Below are 25,297 nucleotides of genomic sequence, written 5' to 3'. Positions count from 1 at the left end.
ACTTTTTATAGAGCTACGAGACGCTCTTATATCCGGAAGTACTCACTTCTCGTTTCCAAGAAGTTTTCTCTCAAAAATTACGGGTTCCTTCTTGTCTTTCTCGTTGTTTAATTTTCAAGGTCCTGTCTTCTGTCAAAATGTTTTGTAAAGAAGATGCTTCGTATTATATCACAGCGAATTTCGCTTGTCAAGCATTTCTTTTCTTTTTTTCGACATTTTTTCGTCATTTCCGACGAACTCACGATTTCGTTCCGAAAAACTTTCGTTCATCTTATCGAATTTTCGTGCCCATCTCTCGACGGCTTAGCTATAATACCATGGTCAGAAAGTAAAGTCAACACTTTTTTTCATTTTTTTTAAAAAAACTGGAAATTCCCCTTTCTTGAACAATCTGTCCCCATTTGCTATAATGGAAAGCATTCTACTGAAGGAGGCTTTGCTATGCCAATTAAAGTTCAAACATCGCTGCCGGCCATTGAAGTCTTGGAATCCGAAAATATATTCGTGATGACTCACGAACGTGCCATGGCTCAGGACATTCGCCCACTGAAAATTGTCATCTTAAACCTGATGCCTACCAAGATTGAAACCGAGACTCAGCTGCTTCGCCTTTTGGGTAACTCCCCTTTGCAGGTTGATGTTGAACTGATGCATATGGCAAGCCACGTTTCTAAAAACACTTCTTCCTCTCACATCAATACCTTTTATAAAACCTTTGATGAATTGAAAGACGAAAAGTTTGACGGCATGATCATCACCGGGGCCCCCATCGAGCTGATGGAGTTTGAAGAGGTGGATTATTGGCCGGAACTTTGCGAGATTTTTGCGTGGAGCCGAAAAAATGTGTATTCCCTGCTGAGCATCTGTTGGGGAGCACAAGCCTCGTTATATTATTTTTATCAGATTCCAAAATATACCTTACAAAAAAAACTTTCTGGAATTTATCGGCATCAGGTGATGGCTCCCCTGCATCCGCTGCTTCGCGGATTTGATGATATCTATTTTGCTCCCCATTCCCGAAACACCGATATTCACCGGGAAGATGTGAAAAAACACGACGATTTGGTTATCTTGGCCGACTCGGAAGAAGCGGGGGCACATATCATTGCCAACAAGAACGGAAGACAATTTTTTGTGACAGGCCACGCAGAATATGACCGCGAAACCCTGGCAAACGAATATTACCGCGATAAAAATAAGGGAACCTTCCCGGAGCTGCCGGAACATTACTTTCCGAACAACGACCCGTCTATGATTCCCCAGCTCACTTGGCGAAGCGGGGCCAGCCTGCTGTTTTCTAACTGGATGAACTATTATGTATACCAGCAGACTCCTTACGATTTAAAGGACTTGTCCGAATCCTAAAGTAACCCATTATAATATGCTGCCTATTCTGATTGTGTGACAAAACCCCTCGCTTAGCCAACCGGCCAAGCGAGGGGTTTCTTTCTATATGTAATATAGATTTCCTTTCATAAGCACAAACGCACACTGTTCTTTCGCAAACACACAATACTATTTTAAGAAAGACTATAATGTAATAGAATCAAAGGTCTTTTTTGGTTTCGCTGACCGCCATAACCAAAACAGTAATGTCGTCGTCATGGCCATCGTTTCGCTGTTTCATTGCCTGAGATACAATCTTCTCCGCCAACTCCTGGGGAACCGTTCCCTTCCATTCGGTAATCAGTTCTCTGACCCAATCATCCCCCGAAGCGACTACACCGTCAGAGAACATCACCAGCAAATCACCGTCAGACAAGCGAACCGTTTCTTTGCTGAACTTGGCTTCCGTTAAAATTCCCACCGGCAAGGAAGGGGCATCAATGGTAATCGCCCGGCCGTTTTTGCGAAGGACACTAACCGTAGCTCCCGCTTTCATCAATTCTGTTTTGCCATTAAACAAATCGATGGCGGCTACGTCCAGAGTTGCAAGGGACTCATCCCCCGATTTGGCCAGCAAAGCCGAATTGACGATTTTCAGTGCACAATCAAATCCTATTCCCGCTTTAATCAGCTTTGCCATAATCCCAGCAGCCATGGCGCCATCCACCGCTGCCCGGCCTCCGGTTCCCATGCCGTCACTGATAATGGCAATCTGTCTGCCATTTCCATCAGAGAACATCTCTTGACTGTCACCGCAAAGCTGTGCGTTGCCGGCAACATGCTGGAAAAATCCGCTCTGAATTCGGTAAACGGGGCGTTCGCTCATCTGCATTCGGCATTTACCCTGAGCCACGCTGATACAGGGGGCCTCAAACGTTCGCCCGCATACATAAGAAATCTGCCGGGTGAGTTCTGCTTTATTCAGTCTGGTTTTGTCTACCTGAGTCGCTTCCGCTTCCACCGTCATCCGATCATACCGGTCTACCCGGCAGCTGACATCAATGGGAATAATCCCGGCCTGACTCAACACTTCACTAATCCGCTGGGCAGCCGTAAAGTCAAACCGCTCAAACAGTTCCAGTTCCTCTGCCATGTTTTTCAGCATCTGAGAAGTGGTTTCAAACTGATCCGCCACCACCCCACGAACTTGCGATACCCGCCGCTCTGCCGCTTCTCGGGTTAAAAACTCGGAATATTGCCGGTTGATATTCTCTACGATTTCTGCCATATGGCTGCAATGCTCAGAAAACTGCTTAGAGAAATCATCTTTTGTCACTTTCCCGTTTTTTCGAAGCAATTGGGTAATATCATTAAAGGACTGCATCGTATCATTATAGTTGCGTTCCCAGCAATAAACCCGCAGGCCGCAGCGAATGCAGGTGTTGTCGATTACCCTGCTATAGATTCCGTTAATATCCGGCGCACTGAACTTGTCCAATCTGCGGGATACCTCTTCCACGGAATCCGATATGTTCTCCAATGCCTTGGCCGCATAGTCCAGCTTCATAATCACAGAACGCCGCAGCCCTTCGCTGTGCAGCAAATCCACCGGCTGGGTAAAAACTGCAGAAAGCCGGCTGCCCACGTCTTTCGGCCACACCATATAAATGACGGTTGCCGCCATCACTTCATACAAACCAATTAAAACCGACTCCCGGCTTCCCACCTGAAGGGACGCCACCGCATTAGACACCACAAAGGCCGAAGCCGAAACCAACCGGCCCAAAGGAGAAAATACGCCTGCCATCATTCCGCCCAACGCATAGGCTCCGGAAAGATAGCTGACCCCGGCAGTGGACAGACTGAGAATCACACCCGCACCGATTCCGGTCACACTGCCCCCCGTGACTCCGCCATAGCGGGCCGCAAACAAAATACCAATTACCGCAATCACATGTCCCAAAGAAATTCCGCCCAGCTTAATATTCGAAAAAGCCAACACCAGAATTCCCAAAGATAGCGTGACACAGGCCAAATCCTGATTCTTCAGCGAAGAAATTCCTTTGCCCCGAAGCAGTACCGTGCCGCTGCGAACCAAAAAATAAGCGCCGCCCGCTGCCAAAAGTGATTCTGCCACATACATGGCCACACCGCTGGCATCGGTCCCATTGACCATGGCCATCGCAAGCCCCGTCATTAAAACCGGGGCAAAAGAAATCAGCGGAGCGAAAAAAGGATGCATCCGCAGCTTGACTAAATCGTTGAGTGTCCAGCGAATGGCTGCCGCCGCCAAAACCGCCGCCACATACCGCACGGGGAATAAAACCGGTGTCGGCAAAAGATAACCGAGCAGCACCCCCAGCACCATACCCCACATTCCCCCGAAAGGAACAGCACCAACGGCCGCCACGCCAAAAGGAGCATATCTTCCGAATACAATCGCTCGTGAACAGGCAAATCCAACCGCAAAGCAAACCACCTGAACCATGATTTTTCTGGCTGCAGGTGTCTCAAGCAGTTCGCCAAAGGTCAGCCTTTGCCGCACAACCGCTTTTTCTTTCATCATTCCGCATCACCACTTCCATTTAGCTTGTCCTACTTATTATACATTGTGTATAGTTACAGAATTGTCATAACTCGCTGTTATTTTTTGGCATAAAATGCCGTAGTTTTAGGCAACAAAGCTGAATTGATTCTTTTTCCAATTTGTGCTAGACTATTTTTAATGATTTTTAGTCGGAAAGGTCGCTTTTTATGGAATATTTCTTTTCAGATCGGGTGAAAAATCTAAAACCTTCCGCTATTCGGGAGATTTTAAAATCCGCCGGAACCCCCGGAATGATCTCCCTTTCCGTAGGGAATCCGGCGCCGGAAGCCTTCCCAGCCAAAGAAATTGCCGAAATTTCCGCCCATGTTTTTCAAGAGCGCCCTATCGACGCTTTACAGTATAATGTGACGGAAGGCTACCTTCCCCTGCGGAATCGACTTTCTTCTTATTTAAAGGAGCGTCATGGCGCAGGACGGGAATTTGACGACCTGTTGATTACCTCTGGCGCACAGCAGGTTATGGATTTGGCCACCAAGGCACTTTGCAACCCCGGTGATGTTGTCATCTGCGAAGCCCCCAGCTTTATTGGCTCGCTGAATTCCTTTCGCTCTTATCAGGTGCGCCTGCGGGGTGTGGAAATGGAATCTGACGGCATTCATCTGGAAAAGCTGGAACAGGCCCTGCGCGAAGAGCCGCGTGCCAAATTCCTATATACGATTCCAAATTTTCAAAATCCCTCGGGTATTACTATGAGCGCAGAAAAGCGGCGTGAAGTGTATCGCCTCGCAAAGCAGTACGGCGTTTTGATTCTGGAAGACAACCCTTACGGTGATTTGCGGTTTACCGGGGAAGAAATTCCGCCGATAAAAGCGCTGGATGAAGACGGCCTGGTGATTTATGCCGGATCGTTCTCGAAAGTGATCTCCCCCGGAATGCGGGTGGGGTACACACTGGCCCCCCAGCCTATCATTCAAAAGATGGTGGTGTGCAAGCAAGGCGAAGATGTGCATACCAATATCTGGTCTCAGTTGATTTGCGAAGAATTTTTGAAAAACTATAATTTTGAGGCGCATCTGGATAGGATTCGCGGTATCTACCGGAAAAAGGCAGAGCTTCTGCTCCAGTTGGCCCAGCAGCATCTGGCCCCGGACATTTCTTGGGAACCCATTGAAGGCGGACTGTTTTTATGGTGCAGTCTTCCTGAAAAAATTGACATGATGGATTTCTGCCGCCGTGCTATGGAAAAAAACGTCTGCGTAGTGCCCGGCAACGCCTTTTTAGTGGACGAAAGTCAGCCTTGCCAATCCTTCCGCATCAATTACAGCGCCCCCACCGACGAACAATTAGCACAAGGCATAGAACAATTAGGGCAGCTCGCAAAAGAACTGCTATATTAATTTGATAGATAGGAGTCCCTTTTTTATGGAAACAGCAACACCGAAAAAAGTTATATTCAGCGCCGTTCAGCCCAGTGGAACCATTACACTGGGGAATTATCTGGGGGCGATTAAAAACTGGGTCACCATGCAGGACGATTACCGCTGCATTTTTGCTTTGGCAGATTTGCACACCATCACCGTACGGCAAGATCCCGCCGCCTTCCGGCGCCATTCGCTGGAAGCTTATGCCTTGTTCTTGGCCTGCGGAATCGACCCGAAGAAAAATCCATTCTTTCTGCAAAGCCAAGTGCATACCCACGCAGAACTGGCTTGGATATTAAACTGTTACACCCAGTTTGGCGAGCTCTCTCGTATGACTCAGTTTAAAGATAAATCGGCCAAACACGCCGACAACATCAACGCCGGGCTGTTCACTTACCCCAGCCTGATGGCGGCAGATATCCTTCTGTACCAATCAGATTTGGTTCCGGTAGGTGCAGATCAGAAACAACATCTGGAGCTGGCACGCAATATTGCGGAACGTTTTAACGGAGCCTACAGCCCCACCTTTACGGTTCCGGAACCTTATATCCCAAAAGTGGGTGCTAAAATTATGTCTTTGCAAGAGCCCACCCGCAAGATGTCCAAATCTGATGAAAACGCAAACAGTTATATTGCTGTTCTGGATAAACCCGATGATATCCTGCGTAAATTCAAGCGTGCGATTACCGACAGTGAAGCAAGAGTTCATTTTGCACCGGAAAAAGAAGGCGTAAATAACCTGATGGGTATTTATTCCAGCATTACCGGCCTGACAAACGAGCAAATTGAAGTCGAATTTGAAGGAAAGGGCTACGGCGACTTTAAGGTGCGGGTAGCCGAAGCAGTCATCGAAGAATTGCGCCCGGTGCAAGAGCGGTACAGCCAGCTGATTTCTGACAAAGAATATCTGGAACAATGCTATACCGAAGGCGCACAGCAGGCACTTTCTATTTCCATCCGCACTTTAAATAAGGTTATGAAAAAGATTGGGTTTCTTCCCAAGAAGTTTTAATACAATCAGAAATCCCCCCGAATTCCAGGCGGATACTGTCCGCTATGGTTTTCAGGGGGATTTTTTGTTTCAAAGTGGATTAATCCCGGGTTCGAAACACCCGGCGGGAACCGGGATAAGAAGGTGAAAAGAGCTTTCGAATTTCCGGCATCCATTTTTTCGTTTCGGCATATCCTAACTCCATACATTCCTCCATTTTTCGGAATCCCAACAGATTCGTATTGTCAGGCAAAGGCGGATTCAGCTGTAATTTTTCTCCGTGAGCTACATAGTCCCTCAAATGATCCTGCATCACCCCAAGAGAATGAGAAGCGACTTCCCACAAATTGATCTCTTCCGGCATGCGGTAAGCTTTGCCCACATCCACCGCCAGCACATTGGGTTCCCCGGCTGCAATCAGCAGATTCACCGGCAGCACATCGGTTACCCCCCCATCCACCAGACACAAATCCCCGATTTGCTTGGGGCGGAATACCGCAGGAACCGCCGAAGTAGCCCGCAGAGCCTCACAGATTCGCAAACCCGAATTCCATCGTACCCGCTCCATCTGCTTCACTCCCCTGAGCTGACTGGTGCAGGCAATGGTGTTGCCGGTATTTAGATCCACACAGGGAATCACTGTGCGCATGGTCAAATCCCGCATCAGCTTTCCCCCGGTCAGGCCGCACAAATAATCTTCCAGCCGATTTCCCTTTAAAAATCCGGAAACCGTCACTTCCCGTCTTGTTAAAAGCTGCGGAATGGCTCTGGCCAACCCCACATAATCCGGATCCAGCATCCGGTATCCGCTGTGACATAAATCCAGCACGATCTCTTTCAGCTCATGGGCAGAATACCCCGCGGCATAAAGTCCTGCCACAATTCCGCCAGCGCTGGCACCGGCAACAGAATCCGGAACCATCCCGGCCTCTTCTAACGCCAAAAGTACCCCCACATGCGCTGCGCCCCGTATGCCCCCGCCGGAAAGTGCCAGTCCAAATGACATGTCCAACCCCTCCATCCTTTTTTACGATGCTCTTACTTTCACTATATGATGGAAACTTTCCGTATTTGCCTGACTATCAAAAAAAATTAAAATCGGCGCATAATAATTGCCGGTAATGGGATTTCCCCATCACCGGCAGCATTTTTCACAAAAAAAAGCAAATAATATTTCAGAATAATCCCAAAACATATTTACTATAAGGGTGACTTATCGTAATATAATAGCATAGATATAAAAAGGGGGGCCTTTGGTGCCGGCTGACGCAGATAAAGCAAAAACACAAGAAATACAAAATACAATATCCAAAATTCTTCAAATGATTTTAGAAGATATACGGCTCAAAAATCACAATGCCCGCTGGCTTGCTGAAGTCACCGATTATGTATCGTGGTTTGAAGAAAAATACAAATATAAATTTCGTAATCCACCCAACTCTTTAGTGGTCAAAAAGGGTGAAATCTATCATTGCAATTTTGGCCGGAACATTGGTTCAGAACAGGACAAATTCCGGCCTGCCATTGTATTGCAAAATGACAAGGGAAACCTTCACAGCCCCACCACCATCGTTGCGCCCATCACCGACGAAACCAAGGCCAAACTTCCCACTCATATTTACATCCGCCGCCTGAAGGCAAATTGTCCTGTTCGGGGTGTTATTCTGATCGAACAAATGCGTTGTATTTCCAAAAATCGCCTGAGTAACCGGATTGATGTCATTGATACCAAAAGCGAAGCTTGGGAGCAGGTAGCAGAAGCAATAAAAATTGAGTTAGATTTGAGTAAAAAGGATTGACGTTGCTCAAAAACAGTGCTATTATTAAACCGATATACATAAACTTTCGCTTTGCGGAAGTGACCCGTTCTGGCGGGGGTCTGATAAAAATATTCATCGGTTTCTGAAAGAATCGGGCGAGTCTTTCAGAGTGATAAACATGGATATTTTAGAAAGAGGAGTCAACTTACAAGTTGACTCCTTTTTCGTGTTTTAAATATGTTTTTTCGGCCATCATGCCGATTCTTCCATTCAGAGCCCTGATTTTGTATTCTGATGTTCCAGCGTGGTTTCACCGCCTGAAATCAATTTTTTGTGCCGTGGTTCAAGCGGTCGTTCAGTTCCGCCAGCTTTGCGTCGTTCCACCGGTCGGTTCCGCCCACCAGATATCCGGTGATTCGGCGGATTCTGTCAAAGGGTACCGGCTCAAACTGATATTTTAAATTAACGAATTCTCCATCCAGCTCAATATCCAGGGATTCCAAGCGCCGGCCCGGATTTTTCTTTTGTACATATTCCAAATAATGATTCAGCTCATTCTCTTCCAGGGCTCCGCCTGTCACCGTAATCTTTTCTTTCATCGCCTAGTCCCTCCTTGTTTCTCTTGCCTTTCCTTTAAGATACTCTATATTGTGTATTATGTCAATAGCATTCATACATATTGTAAAACAATTCTGAAAAATCATCAAAATCATCGGATTTGCTCCCTGATTCCGTATGAAATCCTTGTTTTCTGTCATACTAGAAAAATACCCCTGGGAAAGGAAGGATTCACCATGATATGGAATCTGTTTAAGCGCAAAATGGGTTTTTATAGCCATAAAAAAAATACCGAAAGTCAAAAACAACAGAAAGATCAGGAACAAGAGCAGTTGAAAGACAGCCAGGATCCAGAAATTCAAGAAAATCTGGAAACAAACCTGGAATACATCAGCAAACATTTGGGCAACAGCGGCGACGTCAAAATACATCGCTTTTTTATCGGCAATGAACGCCGATGCAAAGCCGCTTTACTGTTTATCGACGGGCTGGTAAACCAGCAGATTATCTCGGATGGTATTTTGTTCCCTATTATGGCCCTTGATTATTCGGTCACACCCTCCCGGGGACAAGATCGCATCAATCAATTAAGAGAAAAAATCGTGTGTTCCGGCGATACTCAGATGTATGCCAAGCTTTCTCAGGCAGTTGCTGGTATTCTGTCGGGCGACACTGCACTGCTGGTGGATGGCTGCACCACCGGCCTTGGCGTGAGCACAAAAGGCTGGGATAAAAGAAGTGTAACAGAACCGGAGACGGAATCGGTTGTCCGCGGCCCCAGAGAAGGCTTTACGGAAAACTTCCGAACCAACACCTCTTTGCTGCGCAGAAAAATCAAAAGCCCACAGCTGCGAATGGAACACATGACAATTGGGCGAAAAACTCTGACGAATGTGTGTATTGCCTATCTGGAAGGTGTGGCAATTCCCGAGGTTGTGAATCAAGTAAGAGAACGTCTGAATCGTTTGGATGTGGACTCTGTTTTAGATTCTGGATATTTGGAAGAATACATTGAAGATTCCCCTTTCTCGATATTTGCTACCGTTGGATATACCGAAAAACCTGACGTGGCTGCGGCCAAAATACTTGAGGGACGGATTGCCATTATTGTAGACGGCACCCCTTTCGTATTAACTGCTCCCCTGCTCTTTATCGAAACATTTCAGACAGCGGAAGATTATTACATCCGCCCATTATATGCCAGCATTATGCGAATGCTGCGATATATCGCATTTTTTATTTCGGTTTTTTTCCCGGGTATTTATATCGCTCTTACCACCTATCATCAGGAATTCATTCCTACCACACTGCTGATTACCATTGCCAGCGCCAGAGAAGGCACCCCCTTCCCCGCCTTTTTTGAGGCGCTGATCATGGTGTTTTCGTTTGAAATTTTACGGGAGGCTGGCCTGCGGCTTCCCCGTCCGGTGGGCCAGGCAATCAGTATCGTAGGTGCTCTGGTGATGGGTGACGCAGCTGTTTCTGCGGGACTGGTGGGTGCCCCCATGGTCATTACCATTGCACTGACCTCAGTGGCTGGATTTGTCATTCCCGAACAAAACGACTCCATGTCGGTTCTGCGCCTGGTTATCATGTTTTTTGCCGCCTTTTTGGGTGGTTATGGAATTTGCCTTGCATTTTTAGGAATGTTAATTCAGCTGGGCGCCATGGAATCTTTTGGTGTCACTTATTTTAATGGATTCTCTGTCGCAAGAGATTTGAAAGACGGATTTATCCGTATGCCTTTGTGGATGATGACAAAACGTCCTGCACGGCTGGCAAAGGGTGACGTAACCCGAAGGAACTATTTTGTCCCCCCAAATCCTCAGCCTCCGCAGAAATCCTCCAATAACCAGAAAAGCACTAAAACAACGGAGGAAAACAAATGAAGAAACGGATAAAGAAATGGGGTGCCGCAGCCATTTGCTGCTCCCTTATCATTCTGATGACCGGCTGCTGGGACGTGGAAGAGTTAGATGCGATTTCCATTGTCACTGGTGTGGGGCTGGACGCCAGCGAGCAGCCGGGCCAGTTGGATCTCAGCTTTCAGGTTGCCATGGTGAATAATGCCGCTACACAAGAAGATTCCAGCAGCAATGGCTCCTTTATAACGCTGGAAGCAACCGATCGCTTTGTTTTGGGCGGCATCGACTCTTTGCGCTATTCAAACAGCCGAAAATTATTTATGCATCATAATCAGGTAATTATTTTCGGGAACGATCTGGCTCGAAAAGGCGTCAAACCCTATCTGGATATGTTTATGAGAAACACCGAAACCCGTATGGAGGTTTGGATTTTAGTAGCAAAAAACGATGCAAAAAGCATTCTGACTACCGAAACAAAGCAAGAGAAATTATCCGCTATGGCGCTGGCGCAGATGATCCGGAATGAAAGACAAATTTCTCCTTATACCAGTTCCAACATGCTTCATTTTACCTCTCGTCTGGTCGATCGCTCCACCGCTCCGGTTGCTCTTGTGGTAGAGCCCAAAGAGATCGACGGCCTGACCAGCCTGACTTTTTCCGGAATGGCTGTTTTTAAGGATGATGTTCTGGTCAGTATTATGGACGCTTCTTTAATGCAGGGATTCATTTTGGGAATGGGGACCGTAAACGGCGGAAATCTTGAGCTGGCTTCCGACTTGGGAAACGCCAATCTAAAAGTGAACAAATCCCTGTGTGAAAGAAAAATCGAGATGGATGAAGAGGGCAATGTCACCGTAAAAATGAATATCGATACCGAACTTGCCATTTCTGAACTGCATGGCTTTCGAAGCATGGATATTATCAAAGTCACAGAATTCTTACAAAAAGAAGCAAAGAAAGATTTAGAAACAAAAGTCCGATCTAGTTTTGCGGAATCTCAGCGGCTGAAAGCTGATATTTACGGAATCGGAGCTCATATTCATAAGCACCATCCCAAGGAATGGGAAAAGATGGAATACGCTTGGTCTGAATTATACCCCACAGTCACTTTAGAGGTAACTATGAATGTGAATATCAGTTCCAGAGGTAAAATTTCGGAATCTTTGATAATGAAAGAGGGGCATAAATGAAATTAGATACAACAAAAGTTCATGGACTGGATTTCATGTTTGCAATCGCCTGCTATATCCAATCCTCCTCTCTTCTTTCTTCCTTTTTTGTGTCAATTACACGACAGGACTCCTGGATTGTGGTTCTGATTGGATTTATAATCTGCCTTCCGGTTGTATGGGTATACGCCAAACTGGTTGAAGCATTTCCGGGCAAAAATCTATTTAGTATGTTTCAAATCGTATATGGAAAATATCTGGGTAAATTTTTGTGTTTTCTATTGCTTGTTTTTTTCATTACCCTGACTGCACTGAATTCCAGAGATTTGACTACTTTTGTGAACAATACGATTATGCCGCAAACCCCAGACATTGTCATTGCGGTCACGTTTTTGTTAACCACTGCCTGGGCCGTTTATGTGGGCAAACTCAAACAGATGGTGAAATATGGATTCATGATGACAATGCTTTCTGTTATTATTAGTTTTCTCACCATTATTCTGACTCTCAATTTAATGGATTGGGAAAATTTTTTGCCCATGTTTGAACTCCCAGCAAAAAACTATATTCAGGGAACAAATATTGTCATTACAATTCCATTTGCTGAAATTATCATATTTTTAATGGTTAGTCAAAATGTAGATGTTGGTAAAAGAAGCTTTTTCTTTTACTTTGCCATCGGAATTTTTATTGGCTGTATGAGCGTGCTGTTAATCGTAATGCGCGATATTGCAGTGTTGGGAAATACCATTACGATGTTTGCGCTTCCCTCTTTTGAAACACTGCGAATGGTCAGCGTTACCCAAGCTTTGAGCCGAATGGAAATTCTGTTTTCGTTTATTTTAATTGTACTTTTATGCTTTAAAGTAATCTGGCTCTATTATGTCAGTGTGCTCAGTATGGCTCAGCTGTTCCGCTTTCAAAATTACAAACGGTTGATTCTTCTGACAGGTGCATTAACAACAATTTTAGTTTTTAATCTTTTCCCAAATTCGCTGGCACATGCTGCCGTTGCTCAAAGGGTTGCTCCTTTTGTGTGGCTGATATTGGAAATCGGTATTCCAGCCCTCACCTTATTAATTGGCAAAATGCGCGGCCTGACACAAGACAAAAAGAAAGAGCCAAAACAGAGTTCCTCTGATTCCAAGCCTTCGGCCTCCTACCAATCTCAATCCGTATAGGAAGTGAAACTGGCTTATGATTTTACTAATTACTGCTTTCCTCATCATCCTGGCCATAGATCTTCCCCCTTTAATCCGGGAAAAAAACAAACGCGAGCTCATCCTCTATTCTGTATTTTTTGTACTGGTCGCCTGTTTTGCCGTTTTAAAAGTACTTGGGGTAGAAATTCCCAGTTATTTGCTCATTATGGAAAAGGCCATGACAAGTATTGGCTGGACGTATTAATGGCCTGCCACGTTCGGCAGCTGAACTTGGGGAACCAATCTTTCCTTGCTATGTGTTTTGTGGTATCATGAGAAAAAACGATAGCAGAAAGGGGCACCGGCAAATGAAACTGGACATCCCACAACCGGTACAAACTATTTTGCACGGGCTGTCTCATGGATATGAAGCCGCTGTGGTGGGCGGCTGTGTACGGGACCGCCTGATTGGGCTTTCCCCAAAGGACTGGGACATCACCACCTCTGCCAGGCCGGACGAGGTCAAACAGGCCTTATCCGGCCTGAAGCTGTTAGAAACCGGATTAAAACACGGCACCCTCACCGCTTTATCCGGCGGTATGGCAGTTGAGGTAACCACTTATCGCATTGATGGGGAATATTCCGATAACCGCCGCCCGGACAGCGTCTGCTTTACCGGAAATATCGAGCAAGATTTGGCACGACGTGATTTTACAATCAATTCCATGGCCTATTCAGAACAGCATGGGTTGATCGATTGCTTTGGCGGGCAGGAAGATCTGAAAAACAAAATTCTGCGGTGTGTGGGGGAACCTGACCGCAGATTTGAAGAAGATGCGCTGCGTATTTTAAGAGGTCTTCGCTTTTGCTCGGTTCTGGGTTTGACTCCGGAACAAAAAACCTCCCAAAGCATGAACGAGCACAAACATCTCTTAGATCACATTGCCCGAGAGCGAGTTGGTGCCGAACTGGTAAAACTGCTCTGCGGACAAAAGGCCGCAGAAACACTGCGGCAATTCCCTGGAATCATCGGTCAAATTCTGCCAGAAATTCTGCCGATGATTGGGTTTGAGCAGCAAAACCCCCACCATATTTATGATGTATGGGAGCATACGCTTCATGCTCTGGACACTGTGGCGCCGGATCCTGTGCTGCGTTTGTCCATTTTACTTCATGACAGCGGAAAACCACACACCTTTACCAAAGACAAAAAAGGGGTTGGGCATTTTTATGGACATGAAGCAGTCAGCGTCCAGCTGGCAGAGGAAGCGCTGCACCGGCTCAGAATGGATCATCAAACCATTCGGCGGGTTTGCCTGCTCATCCGCCTGCACGATGTCCCTTTGCAGCTGAATCCGGCTTGGGTGCGCCGCCGGCTGAACCGAATGGGAGAAGAAGACTTTCGCGCTCTTCTGGCGATAAAGCAGGCAGATAGTCTGGCACAAAACCCTATTTATCGGGACAGGCTAGATGCTTTAGCAGCCATCAAGCCAATTCTGGAACAAGTTCTGGCAGAAAGCCAGTGTTTTTCCTTAAAGCAGTTGCAGGTAAACGGAGCCGATTTGCAAAATCTGGGGATTCCGTCTGGTCCCATTCTGGGGGAACTGTTAACCTGGCTGCTCAATGCAGTAATTGACGGCAAAGCGCCCAATGATAAGGAGGTTTTGCTGCAATTAGCAGCAGAAAAATACCATGAGAAGCAATGTTGAACATACCATCTCTCCCATTTATAACGAAAACTCCAAAATTCTGATTTTGGGATCCATGCCTTCCCCAAAATCCCGCCAACAAGGTTTTTATTATGCCCATCCGCAAAACCGGTTCTGGCCGGTTTTGTCACAGCTTTTAAAACAAAATCTTCCCCAAAGCAACGAGGCAAAAACTGAGTTTTTGTTTCATAACCGCATTGCTTTATGGGATGTGCTGAAAAGCTGTTCTATTGAAGGTGCTGACGATGCCAGCATCAAAAATGCCGTTCCAAACGATTTGAATTTGATTTTGAACCATGCAAACATTCGCGCTGTTTTTACTACCGGAACAAAATCGACCTCTTTTTACCGTTCCTTCTGGTTATCCAAAAACGATTTGCCGTTAATTCCTCTTCCCTCTACCAGCCCGGCCAACCGGGGAAGATATCCTATGGAGCGGCTTTTAGAAGAGTACCGGGTTCTTTTGGACTACTTAACATAGCAAGCTCAAATCGCACAAAACAGATTCCATCAAACAGAATGATAAAATGCCGTCCGCTCTCATTGAAACATGAGAACAGACGGCATGTTTTTTCTTTTTTTAATAATCAATTAGAATGTTGTGATCGGCCTATGCCTTTGCGGTTCCTTTTCCCTTATTATGTATGGTTTTTATGTGGTTTTGAAGGCTGAAAAATTTGACTGGATCCCCATGGTGCGTTTTGCAGCATCATAGGCACTGTGATACACTTGGTAAAACTCTGTTTGTTTTCTGGCTTCTTCCGGCGTTTTTTGATAGCTCCATCCCACTGTATTGTGTTCTAACACCAGCTGACCACTGCTTTCGATTCTTGAAATTTGAGATCCCACCGAAGAGATGTGAATTCCCTCTTTTTCAAACAGCAGTTCAATGGGCGTTTTGGGCGAAATAAAAGAAAGCCCATAGGTGTTTTCCACTGCTTTCTGATACATTTTTTGTCGATCCGGTGAAACTTGGGATATGTACTGTGCACATAACACTTCCCTTTGCGTTTTGATGGTTCTAAATTTAGTTTCATCCTGTAAAATCATTGCTTTTGCATCTTCAGCCGCCAGCTGCTGTATTTTGCAAATTAACTCTTCTTTACTGAAACGGGCCATCCCTTTAGAGGGAATCACACTCCAGTCCGGATCGCTTCGATCTGAACTATCCGGCGGTTGTTTCCGAACCCTGTTTAATTTTGAAAACTGTACATCCAGCATAAAGTCCTCCGTTTGTCTTTTTCCCACATTGCGGCAAAACAGCGCAGCGGGAATGAACTGAAATTTGATTGGATAAGGATCATCTGATTTGTAATTTCTTCCATATAGATAACAATTGAAAGATCTGTTTTGTGACCTTTTTAATAAAAATTTTTCTTTTATTTTTAAAAATAAAGAAGGGTGTGTTTCTCAATAAAGAACAGCCGGCACTGTTTGATACGGTGCCAGCTGTTTGGACAGGATTCCTTTTGCTGTTGGAAACGTCAGATTTAAAAAGAAGATTTTGATACTCATCCTACTCTTTCCAAATCTTTTTTGAGCCTTTCGATGATTCTTTTTTCCAACCGAGAGATATAAGACTGAGAAATGCCAAGCGTATCCGCTACCTCCTTTTGTGTGTGTTCCCTGCGGTTGTTTAGCCCAAATCTCAACTGCATAATCTGCTGTTCTCTGGAAGAAAGGTGCCCCACCGCTTCCAGCAGCAGATCCTTCTCCACCTCCTTTTCAATTCCTTTGTTTACGGTATCCTGCTCACTTCCCAGCACATCAGAGAGCAAAAGCTCATTTCCATCCCAATCCACATTCAGCGGATCGTCAATGGAAATTTCATTTTTTAGCTGAGAACTTTTTCGCAGATACATCAAAATCTCATTTTCAATACATCGTGATGCGTAAGTGGCCAGCTTGATGTTTCGTTCCGGACAAAATGTATTCACCGCCTTGATTAGACCAATGGTTCCAATCGAAATAAGGTCTTCTACCCCGGCCGAGCTGGATTCGAATTTTTTTGCTATGTACACAACCAAGCGCAGATTATGGGTAATCAAAGGCTCGCGTGCATTTTCCCTTCCTTCCCGCACATTTTTCATCACAATCGCTTCCTGATCCGGCGTCAGCGGCGGAGGAAGGGTTTCGGGTCCGTTGATATAGTGAACCTCTGAAGCCGGTGAAAACCGCTTGATCAACCTCCACAACCATCCTCTGATTCCGGAAATCAACTTTTCCATTCCCCTTTTCACAATGATTTCTCCTTTCTGACAGTTTGCCTGCCCTGTGTAATGAGCTCCGGATTCAGCAACGCGCTAAAACCTGTTGTGCCAAGCTTTTTGACAGAAACAGCCAAGTACGCTTCTGTCACCGTAATGCTTTCCTTCCCTGTTTGAATCGTGATGCTTTCCGGACGAAATGCCGGCAAAATTCCTTCGCCGCCCACCACCCGGAAGGGCACCAGCCGAAGACCTGATTCCGGCTCTCCCTTTTTTTCTCCTACCGCTGCAAATAAATAAGAATTTACTCCCTGAGGCACCAAGTCCCGAACGCTTTGATATTCTGCCACAATAACCGGAAACCCCGAAAAAGGCTCTTTCAGGCTGTTGCCCGTATCAATTTTCGCGGTAAGCCGCGCACACTTCCCGCCCGCTGTTACCGTTATGGTGCAAAACAAAGAGTTGGGCGAGCGCTGGCCGGTGATACGATTGAGTAAAGTAATCGAGCCATAACATATCACGGTTAACGCCAACAGCATCAGCGGAGAAATATTAAAATAAAGAACCGAATTTTTCATAACCATCCCTTTGGGCGCAGCCAAATACCAGATTGCAATCATCAGCCCCGCAAACCCAAAACTGGTTAAATAAAAGCTGCCTACTGTCCGCAAAAAGAATCGCCAGGAAGGCGCCCCAAACGCAGCCAGCACAACAACAACCGAAATCATCAGTTTTAAAAGAAAAGACACCGGGGCCGGCAAGTACGGCAGCAAAATGATCAACGAAGAAAGTGCGCCCACAGATGCCCCGCATACCAAACGCAGCCGTGAAACAGAAATATGTAAAAATCCGGCAACAGTCAGCAGAAGAAAATAATTCACAAAAAGATTGACGGCAATTAAGACATCCACATAGATGATTTGCTTCATCCCGCCCCCTCCTTTTGCGTCACAAAAATATTATAACTGCCCAAAACGGCTGTTTCTGTCAAAACTTGTTCCCGCCGGAAGAATAACAAAACTGTAAAAAATAAAAAGGCGGAGCGCTCACCCTTTGGTGAAACGCTCCGCCTTGATTTTGGGGTTATTTAAGCCTGATAAGCCTTTAGCATCCAAGCCAGTTTTTCGTAATGATTCAGATATCCGGTAAACAGATCTGCCGTTACTACGTCATTCTGCTCTTCAGCCAAAGAAATGATCTCCTTGGTATCCTTCACCCAGTACTCTACATCTGTTGTCAAATGTTTGATAGCGGCATCAGAAGAAATCGCAACACTTTCCAATTCCTTAATGGTTGCCACAGACAATGCCTGCTTCAGGTTGGCAATCGGGGACTGACCCATTGCCAGCAAACGCTCTGCCACATCATCAATAACATCTGCGGTATGATCGTAAAGTTCCTCGAATTTTGCATGCAATGTGAAAAATGCGCTGCCCTGTACATACCAATGTAAATTATGCAGCTTGATGAAAGAGATCTGCTGGTTTGCTAAATAAACGTTCATTTTTTCTGTTAAGCTCATTGATCCTCTTCCTTTCTTTTTTAAAAAATTGTAATACCACAGAAGAACTATGATATTTTATAAGCCTAGTATTCTTTAGGAAAATGATACCATAATAGCAATAGAATGTCTACGCTTTTTCTAAAAATAAGGCGTAAAATTAATAATGATTATTAATAATAATTTTAGTCATTTTTCCTTTTGTTTCATTACTCTTCTTAACAAGCACAAATCCGAAATCCGATTTTTTACAAAGTTCTATAATAAGTTCAATAGATAAAAATATATTAACTATAGTATTCTTATAAAATATTTAATTATAATTTAATATCGAATATAAATTATAATAAAATACCTGATTTTCCGAAAGAGTATCAATGCCGGTTATTTTCTGATAATTTTTGCGTTTTCTTCCTAATATATGCCTTATTTCTATTTTATTACTATAGATTATATAGTAATAACTGATTCTTTCTCTTGTGAAATTTCACATTTTTCCCTTTGTTTTCCTTCCATACTTTTAAAACGGGGGAAAATTATTGTGAAAATTCATGCCAATTTCTCCTCAAATCCCCCAACTCATTGGAATACTTTGAAAACTTTATTTTTCTGGACAAAACATCTTTCGATTCTTTTATCTTGTGATATAATGAAGTTAAACATGTAAAGCACATGTTAAGGTTCTGTTAAATAATGAAACGACAAAGTGTAAGGGGAGTGTAAATGACTGTTTCGCTTGCGGATTTTCTTGTATGGATAACGGCTTACCCCATGTTGGCGGTAACCGTAGTTTTGACCACCGGAGTGATACTGGTAAACGGTTGGACAGATGCCCCCAACGCAATTGCTACCTGTGTGTCCACCCGGGCAATGACAGCAAAGTCTGCGATTTTAATGGCAGCTGTGTTCAATTTTCTGGGTGTTTTTGTGATGACTGCTGTCAATGCCAGTGTGGCCGCGACCATTTATAATATGGTCGATTTCAGCGGAAATACTCATGAAGCCCTGGTAGCCTTATGCGCGGCTCTTTTAGCCATTGTGATTTGGGCGACTGCCGCCTGGTGGTTTGGAATACCAACCAGTGAAAGCCACGCGCTGATTGCGGGACTTTCCGGTGCGGCGATTGCACTGCACGGCGGGCTGGCCGGTATCAACGGTTCTGAATGGATTAAGGTTCTTTACGGCTTGGTTCTTTCCACTTTTTTGGGTTTTGGCATGGGCTGGATTACCTCAAAACTGACCCTTTTGATCTGTCGTGGCATGGATCGCCGTAATACAAACTCATTTTTTAAAAAGGCTCAAATCGGCGGCGGTGCTGCAATGGCCTTTATGCACGGGGCGCAGGACGGGCAAAAATTCATGGGCGTTTTCATGTTGGGAATGTTCCTGGCAAAAGGGGAATCCAACGTTCCTGAATTTCAAATTCCCATTTGGCTCATGCTGTTCTGTTCCATTGTCATGGGCTTGGGCACCTCTATTGGCGGTTACCGGATTATTAAAGCGGTGGGAATGGACATGGTAAAGCTTGAAAAGCATCAAGGTTTTTCGGCAGATTTGGCTGCGGCCGGCTGTCTGCTTATTTCATCTTTAACCAGCATTCCGGTTTCCACCACTCATACAAAAACAACCTCTATTATGGGCGTTGGCGCTGCAAAGCGTTTGTCTTCCGTAAACTGGGGCGTAGTCAAAGAAATGGTATTGACCTGGGTACTTACCTTCCCCGGCTGTGGAATCATCGGTTATCTCATGGCAAAGCTGTTTATGGCTATATTTTAACCCACCGGCATCCGCCCGGTAACTTGATGGAACAGGAGAATACAAAAGATGGCTAGAAAAAGTGATCAGTATTATTATAAGGTTTTAACGGAAGGTGTGGAATATTGCGTACAGGCGGCTGAACTGCTTTATGAAACCCTGAAGAATTACCAGACGGAAGAAATGGATACCCGCATCAAAGAGATGCACGCCATTGAGCATGCAGCGGATTTGGCCAAGCATGTGATGATGAGCAAATTGGTCAAAGAGTTTATCACCCCCATTGAGCGGGAAGATATTATCGAACTGGCTCAGACCATTGACGATGTGACCGACGGTATCGAAGACGTCCTTTTAAGAATGTATATGTTCCATACCAAAACCATTCGTCCCGAAGCTTTGGAGTTCTGTACCTTAATTGTATCCTGCTGTCATGCAATGAAAAACATGATGGAAGAATTCCATAACTTTAGCAAATCCAATACCATCCATCAGATGATTGTGGAAATCAACCGTTTAGAGGAAGACGGGGACAAGCTGTACACAGATGCCATGCATGCCCTGTACTCGAACCCCAAAGATCCCATCGAAATTTTCACCTGGACCGAAATCTTCAACCATTTTGAGCGCTGCTGCGATAAATGCGAAGACGTAGCCAATGTGGTGGAAAGCGTTATCATGAAAAACACATAATTTTCTTCCCTGAAATAAAAAAAGCCCGGGCAGAAAAGGTCAAAAGCCTTTTCTGCCCGGGCTTTTTTTATTTTACCGGCTACATTGCAAAACAAAATGCTTGGCTCTTGGCACCAGATTGTGACTTCTTCTAATTTTCTTCATTTGACTTGTCAAAACAATTTTTTAGGCATATAATAAAATTAAAGTTAGGATAACCTAAAAATAAGGGGAAGTAAACAATGACACCACAAAAAGAAGATTATATTAAAGAATTGTATAAATTGGGCGGAGCGGAACAGCAGGTTGGAAACAAAAAACTGGCAGAGGCACTGAAAGTCACACCGCCTTCTGTTACCGAAATGCTGGGCAAACTGCAACACGAAAAATTAATTGAATACAAACCGTACCATGGCTCTCAGCTGACTGCCGAAGGAATTCGGAAAGCTATATCCCTATTAAGAGGCCACCGCCTTTGGGAAGTGTTTTTAATGCGCCATTTGGGGTATTCCTGGAGCGAGGCTCACGAGGATGCGGAAATGCTGGAACATATGACGCCCATTCGGCTCATCGAACGCTTGGATCAATTTTTAAATTTTCCTGCCTACTGTCCCCACGGAAGCGCGATCCCTCACCCGGACGGAAGCATTGAGGTAGTGCCTTTGGTTCCACTAAATCAGTTAGCGCCCGGCGCTTCTGCTTATGTACGGCGCGTTGTGGAAGAAACCGAATTGATGGATTACCTGCAAACGCTGGGTGTGAAAATCGGTAGTAAAATTACACTTGTAGAACAAGCGCCCTATGAAGGGCCGCTGACCGTCGTGATTGACGGCAACAAAGTACAACTCAGCTACAAGGCTTCCTGCAAACTCTATATGGGGACGAATATCGCTTAAGATACAATATGATTGGGAGGTTTTTGTGTGAAAAAAAGTATGAAAAGCCTGTTGGGGGTGTTTTGCGCCGCCCTTTTAATGTTAACCGGCTGCGGCCAGACCGCGAATCACCCTACCACAGCTTCTTCGGATGAACCGCTCAAGGTTGTGGCCACCACCACAATGCTGGCCGATCTGGCGCGGAACATCGGTGGAGAATATGCCAATGTCAGTGCACTGATGGGGCCCGGCATCGATCCTCACCTTTATCAGGCCAGCGCCGGTGATGTTTCTTTGATGCAGCAAGCAGACGTGGTCATTTACAATGGTCTGCACCTGGAAGGAAAAATGGGAGAAATCTTCCAGTCTCTTTCCACTCGGGGTGATCATGTCATTTGCATTGAAAACGGATTGGAGCCTTCCCAGCTTCTAAGTGCAGAAGGCAGTTCCGATATTCCAGATCCCCACATTTGGTTTGATGTTTCCTTGTGGAAATCAGCGGCACAAACCGTGGCGGATGGATTATCAAAAGCCGACAGTGCCCACACAGACACTTATCAGGCCAACATGAAAACTTATTTAACAGAGCTGGAAGAGCTGGATGCCTATATTCACAGCCGGGCAGAAGAAATTCCCCAGCAGCAGCGTGTATTAGTAACAGCCCATGATGCTTTTCAATATTTTGGAAGAGCATATGGATTTGAAGTCAAGGGCCTGCAGGGCATCAGCACAGATGCAGAGGCGGGAACGGCTGATGTGAGCACCCTTGCCGATTTTATTGTGGAACGCAAAATCAAAGCGATCTTTGTAGAATCTTCTGTCCCGCCCAAAACCATTCAGGCGCTTCAGGCGGCAATTCGCGCCAAAGGATTTGAAAGCGTCATCGGCGGCGAGCTGTATTCCGACTCTTTGGGGGATGCAGAAGCCGGAACCGATACCTATATTACTTCTTTCAAAGCGAATATTGACACCATCGTAGATGCCCTGAAATAAAAAGGAGAATCGACATGGAAAAAGAACTGGCATATGCAGTCAAGGTGGAAGACCTGACCGTGGCATATGATGCAAAACCGGTGCTGTGGGATATTGACCTAAAAATTCCACAGGGAACCCTGATGGCAATTGTGGGGCCCAACGGCGCCGGAAAAACTACATTAATTAAAACTATGCTGGGGCTGATGAAGCCGATAACCGGCGCCGTAGAATTTTTCCCGGACAGCAAAGAACCTGCCGGCAAACAGAAAAACCGCATTGGATATGTTCCCCAAAGCGGCAGTGTGGACTGGGACTTTCCCGCCACAGTGCTGGATGTTGTGCTGATGGGGTGCTACGGCCGTTTGGGCTGGCTGCGCCGCCCAAAGCGCAGCGATGCAGAACTTGCCCTGCAAACACTGGAAAAGGTGGGAATGCGAGAGTACGCCAATCGGCAGATCAGCCAGCTTTCCGGCGGCCAGCAGCAGCGCGTCTTTTTGGCCAGAGCTCTGATTCAGCAGGCAGATCTATATTTTATGGATGAACCTTTTAAAGGGGTAGACGTTCAAACAGAAAAGGCCATTATCCAGCTGCTGAAAGAATTAAAGGATCAGGGAAAAACAGTTATTGTCGTACACCATGATCTGCAAACCGTATCCGATTATTTTGACTGGGTAACTTTAATTAATTTGCGGGTGATTGCCTGCGGACGAGTAGACGAAGCGTTTAACGAAGAAAATCTGAAAAAGGCTTATCACAGCACCGGCAGCCTGTTGGGAAGTGCCGCGTCATGATGAATACGCTGCTGGCTCTTTGGACGGATTATACATTTCAAACCGTTGCACTGGGCTCTGCCATTTTGGGCCTGATCAGCGGCGTCTTGGGAAGCTTTGCCGTGTTAAGAAAGCAAAGTCTGCTGGGGGACGGAGTATCGCACTCCGCTTTGCCCGGTGTGGTCTTGGCATTTCTGCTGCTGGGCAGCAAAAACACAGAGATTTTACTTTTAGGCGGTTTGCTTTCCGGTCTTGTGGCCACTTTGTTTATCATCAGCATTGTCCGCCATACCCGCATTAAGTTTGACAGCGCGCTTGCCCTGGTCATGTCTGTCTTTTTTGGACTGGGAATGGTACTTTTGACTTATGTTCAAAAAATCCCCAATTCCAATCAGGCGGGACTCAAGCGTTTTATTTTCGGGCAGGCGTCTACCCTTTTGCAGCGTGACGTATTGCTGATGTCTGTTTGCGGCGCTGTTTTGCTGCTGGTGGTACTGCTGTTTTGGAAAGAGTTTAAACTCTTTACCTTTGATCCGGAATTTGCCCAAAGCTTGGGCTTTTCGCAGAAAAGACTGAACCTGCTTCTTTCTTTTATGATTGTTGTGGCCATTATCATCGGCCTGCAAACCGTGGGCGTGATTCTAATGAGCGCCATGCTGATTGCCCCGGCGGTCGCTGCACGCCAATGGACCAACCGCCTGTGGGTGATGGTTCTGCTTTCCGCCGCCTTTGGTGCGGTGTCTGGAATTGCCGGAACAACTGCCAGCTCTTTGATGCAAAAGATGCCCACCGGCCCTGCCATTGTGGTGTGTGTCAGCCTGCTGGTGTTCATCAGCATTCTGTTTGCACCCGGCCGCGGTATGCTTTCAAAGATGTGGGCCAGAAGAAAAAATCAATATGTCCTGAAACCCGAAGGAGGCGTTCCCCATGTCCCCGGGACTTGAAATACAACTGATAGCCGTTTTTGTGGCAGTGGCCAGTGCGCTGCCCGGTGTTTTTCTGGTGCTGAGAAAAATGTCTATGATGTCTGACTCTATCACTCACACCATTCTTTTGGGAATTGTTCTGGCCTTTTTTCTGACTCAGGACTTATCCTCCCCCATTTTAATTGTGGGGGCCGCTCTGATGGGGGTCATTACTGTCTGGCTAACCGAAACACTGAACCGTACCCGCCTGTTTGCAGAGGACGCCGCCATTGGGCTGGTATTCCCTTTGTTATTTTCTATCGCTATTATTTTAATTACCCGCTATGCCGGATCTGTTCATCTGGATACGGATTCCGTACTCTTGGGCGAGTTGGCCTTTGCCCCCTTTGACCGCATGATCGTCGGCGGGGTGGACATCGGCGCCAAGGCTCTTTACACCACAGGAATCCTTCTTTTCATGAACTTAGCGGCTATTTTGCTGTTTTGCAAAGAGCTGGAAGTTTCCACCTTTGATCCGATGCTGGCTGCCGTATTGGGATTTTCGCCGGGGCTGGTTCATTACGGCCTGATGACCTTGGTTTCCCTGACCGCGGTGGGCTCCTTTCAGGCGGTGGGTTCCGTTCTTGTGGTCGCCTTCATGATTGGCCCGCCGGTAACGGCATACCTTTTAACGGATAATTTAAAGCGAATGCTTTGGCTCAGCGGATTGATCGGTGCATTTAACGGAATTGCCGGATATCATCTGGCCGTATGGCTGGACGTATCCATAGCAGGAAGCATGGCCGTCATGACCGGTTTTGTCTTTTTCCTGGTGTTTTTATTTGCCCCATCCAGAGGTCTGGTCAGAACATTAACCCTTCGTAAAAAACAGCGTTTGGAATTTGCGGAAAAAGCTCTGCTGTTCCATCTGTTAAACAACGAAACGGAACGGGAAGAACAAACCGCCGTGGCATCTGTGTCGGGTCAGTTGCGCTGGAACCAGAATTTTACCGAGAAAATCCTGAACCGCCTTTTAAAAAGCGGATGCATTCAGATACAGTCGGATGTAATTGTGTTAACGCCCCATGGGCTAAATCAAAGCCGCAAGGAATATCAGGAATTGTTTGCCTGACTTCTTTCCCCATAGA

Annotated in this window: 24 protein-coding genes; 17 read left to right on the top strand and 7 right to left on the bottom strand. The window is 45.8% G+C overall.

The window, feature by feature from the left end; translation table 11 throughout:
• The first annotated feature begins 441 nt into the window (after positions 1–441).
• Entirely contained in the window at positions 442–1,365 is a 924-nt protein-coding gene (gene metA / locus C1A02_RS12705) for a homoserine O-acetyltransferase MetA (protein ID WP_101698600.1), read from the top strand.
• Between the two features lie 181 nt (positions 1,366–1,546).
• Here metA and C1A02_RS12700 read toward each other — a convergent pair whose 3' ends face one another.
• The gene (locus C1A02_RS12700) at positions 1,547–3,892 is read right to left on the bottom strand and encodes a SpoIIE family protein phosphatase (RefSeq protein ID WP_243578014.1); all 2,346 of its coding nucleotides are present in this window, start codon (positions 3,890–3,892) and stop codon (positions 1,547–1,549) included.
• 188 nt (positions 3,893–4,080) lie between these two features.
• On the opposite strand from C1A02_RS12700, the gene C1A02_RS12695 reads away from it, so the two are divergent.
• Both C1A02_RS12695 and trpS read left to right on the top strand, forming a co-directional pair.
• Entirely contained in the window at positions 4,081–5,271 is a 1,191-nt protein-coding gene (locus tag C1A02_RS12695) for an aminotransferase-like domain-containing protein (protein ID WP_101698599.1), read from the top strand.
• Positions 5,272–5,296: 25 nt separating this feature from the next.
• Positions 5,297–6,307: a tryptophan--tRNA ligase gene (gene trpS, locus C1A02_RS12690; RefSeq protein ID WP_101698598.1), complete on the top strand. Its 1,011-nt coding sequence runs from the start codon at positions 5,297–5,299 to the stop codon at positions 6,305–6,307.
• Positions 6,308–6,386: 79 nt separating this feature from the next.
• Here the strand turns inward: trpS and C1A02_RS12685 are convergent, their stop codons facing one another.
• Positions 6,387–7,292 carry a patatin-like phospholipase family protein gene (locus C1A02_RS12685; protein ID WP_101698597.1) on the bottom strand — a complete coding sequence of 302 codons (906 nt, stop codon included), beginning with the start codon at positions 7,290–7,292 and terminating at the stop codon, positions 6,387–6,389.
• Between the two features lie 250 nt (positions 7,293–7,542).
• Between C1A02_RS12685 and C1A02_RS12680 the strand changes: the two genes are divergently transcribed.
• A complete protein-coding gene (locus tag C1A02_RS12680; RefSeq protein WP_101698596.1) occupies positions 7,543–8,085 on the top strand; it encodes a type II toxin-antitoxin system PemK/MazF family toxin in 543 nt (180 codons plus the stop codon).
• A gap of 284 nt (positions 8,086–8,369) precedes the next feature.
• Here the strand turns inward: C1A02_RS12680 and C1A02_RS12675 are convergent, their stop codons facing one another.
• On the bottom strand, positions 8,370–8,645 hold the full coding sequence (locus tag C1A02_RS12675) for an anaerobic ribonucleoside-triphosphate reductase (protein ID WP_101698595.1): 276 nt from the start codon (positions 8,643–8,645) through the stop codon (positions 8,370–8,372).
• A gap of 195 nt (positions 8,646–8,840) precedes the next feature.
• On the opposite strand from C1A02_RS12675, the gene C1A02_RS12670 reads away from it, so the two are divergent.
• The 6 genes from C1A02_RS12670 to C1A02_RS12645 all read left to right on the top strand — a co-directional run bounded on the left by C1A02_RS12670 (position 8,841) and on the right by C1A02_RS12645 (position 14,970).
• A complete protein-coding gene (locus C1A02_RS12670) occupies positions 8,841–10,493 on the top strand; it encodes a spore germination protein (protein ID WP_101698594.1) in 1,653 nt (550 codons plus the stop codon).
• Positions 10,490–11,659, top strand: coding sequence for a Ger(x)C family spore germination protein (locus tag C1A02_RS12665; RefSeq protein WP_101698593.1), 1,170 nt, complete (start codon positions 10,490–10,492; stop codon positions 11,657–11,659). The genes C1A02_RS12670 and C1A02_RS12665 overlap by 4 nt, the downstream gene beginning before the upstream one ends.
• Positions 11,656–12,819, top strand: a complete 1,164-nt coding sequence (locus C1A02_RS12660; RefSeq protein ID WP_101698592.1) for a GerAB/ArcD/ProY family transporter — start codon at positions 11,656–11,658, stop codon at positions 12,817–12,819. The genes C1A02_RS12665 and C1A02_RS12660 overlap by 4 nt, the downstream gene beginning before the upstream one ends.
• 16 nt (positions 12,820–12,835) lie before the next feature.
• Positions 12,836–13,045, top strand: coding sequence for a hypothetical protein (locus C1A02_RS12655; RefSeq protein ID WP_101698591.1), 210 nt, complete (start codon positions 12,836–12,838; stop codon positions 13,043–13,045).
• A 103-nt stretch (positions 13,046–13,148) separates the two neighbouring features.
• On the top strand, positions 13,149–14,489 hold the full coding sequence (locus tag C1A02_RS12650) for a CCA tRNA nucleotidyltransferase (protein ID WP_101698590.1): 1,341 nt from the start codon (positions 13,149–13,151) through the stop codon (positions 14,487–14,489).
• Positions 14,473–14,970: a DNA-deoxyinosine glycosylase gene (locus C1A02_RS12645; protein ID WP_101698589.1), complete on the top strand. Its 498-nt coding sequence runs from the start codon at positions 14,473–14,475 to the stop codon at positions 14,968–14,970. Before C1A02_RS12650 ends, C1A02_RS12645 begins: the two co-directional genes overlap by 17 nt.
• Before the next feature lie 170 nt (positions 14,971–15,140).
• Here C1A02_RS12645 and C1A02_RS12640 read toward each other — a convergent pair whose 3' ends face one another.
• From C1A02_RS12640 to C1A02_RS12625, 4 genes are all read right to left on the bottom strand, one after another.
• The gene (locus tag C1A02_RS12640) at positions 15,141–15,710 is read right to left on the bottom strand and encodes a hypothetical protein (RefSeq protein ID WP_101698588.1); all 570 of its coding nucleotides are present in this window, start codon (positions 15,708–15,710) and stop codon (positions 15,141–15,143) included.
• 290 nt (positions 15,711–16,000) lie between these two features.
• Entirely contained in the window at positions 16,001–16,717 is a 717-nt protein-coding gene (gene sigE, locus C1A02_RS12635; protein WP_164997221.1) for an RNA polymerase sporulation sigma factor SigE, read from the bottom strand.
• Between the two features lie 8 nt (positions 16,718–16,725).
• Positions 16,726–17,625, bottom strand: coding sequence for a sigma-E processing peptidase SpoIIGA (locus tag C1A02_RS12630; RefSeq protein ID WP_101698586.1), 900 nt, complete (start codon positions 17,623–17,625; stop codon positions 16,726–16,728).
• Positions 17,626–17,783: 158 nt separating this feature from the next.
• Positions 17,784–18,218: a Dps family protein gene (locus tag C1A02_RS12625; RefSeq protein WP_101698585.1), complete on the bottom strand. Its 435-nt coding sequence runs from the start codon at positions 18,216–18,218 to the stop codon at positions 17,784–17,786.
• A gap of 702 nt (positions 18,219–18,920) precedes the next feature.
• Here C1A02_RS12625 and C1A02_RS12620 point away from each other — a divergent pair.
• The 7 genes from C1A02_RS12620 to C1A02_RS12590 all read left to right on the top strand — a co-directional run bounded on the left by C1A02_RS12620 (position 18,921) and on the right by C1A02_RS12590 (position 25,281).
• Entirely contained in the window at positions 18,921–19,973 is a 1,053-nt protein-coding gene (locus tag C1A02_RS12620; RefSeq protein WP_101698584.1) for an inorganic phosphate transporter, read from the top strand.
• Positions 19,974–20,021: 48 nt separating this feature from the next.
• A complete protein-coding gene (locus C1A02_RS12615) occupies positions 20,022–20,645 on the top strand; it encodes a DUF47 domain-containing protein (protein WP_101698583.1) in 624 nt (207 codons plus the stop codon).
• A gap of 221 nt (positions 20,646–20,866) precedes the next feature.
• Positions 20,867–21,520 (top strand): metal-dependent transcriptional regulator, encoded by a 654-nt coding sequence (locus C1A02_RS12610; protein WP_101698582.1) that lies wholly within the window; start codon positions 20,867–20,869, stop codon positions 21,518–21,520.
• 27 nt (positions 21,521–21,547) lie between these two features.
• Positions 21,548–22,492: a metal ABC transporter solute-binding protein, Zn/Mn family gene (locus C1A02_RS12605; RefSeq protein ID WP_207204911.1), complete on the top strand. Its 945-nt coding sequence runs from the start codon at positions 21,548–21,550 to the stop codon at positions 22,490–22,492.
• An 8-nt stretch (positions 22,493–22,500) separates the two neighbouring features.
• Positions 22,501–23,265: a metal ABC transporter ATP-binding protein gene (locus C1A02_RS12600; RefSeq protein WP_101698581.1), complete on the top strand. Its 765-nt coding sequence runs from the start codon at positions 22,501–22,503 to the stop codon at positions 23,263–23,265.
• Positions 23,265–24,188, top strand: a complete 924-nt coding sequence (locus tag C1A02_RS12595; RefSeq protein WP_101698619.1) for a metal ABC transporter permease — start codon at positions 23,265–23,267, stop codon at positions 24,186–24,188. The genes C1A02_RS12600 and C1A02_RS12595 overlap by 1 nt, the downstream gene beginning before the upstream one ends.
• Positions 24,172–25,281, top strand: coding sequence for a metal ABC transporter permease (locus C1A02_RS12590; protein WP_101698580.1), 1,110 nt, complete (start codon positions 24,172–24,174; stop codon positions 25,279–25,281). Before C1A02_RS12595 ends, C1A02_RS12590 begins: the two co-directional genes overlap by 17 nt.
• Positions 25,282–25,297: the final 16 nt, after the last annotated feature.

The organism is Clostridium minihomine, from assembly GCF_900240385.1.
GTDB lineage: Bacteria > Bacillota > Clostridia > Oscillospirales > Acutalibacteraceae > Faecalispora > Faecalispora minihomine.
This window is presented reverse-complemented; position numbering and strand designations above follow the sequence as displayed.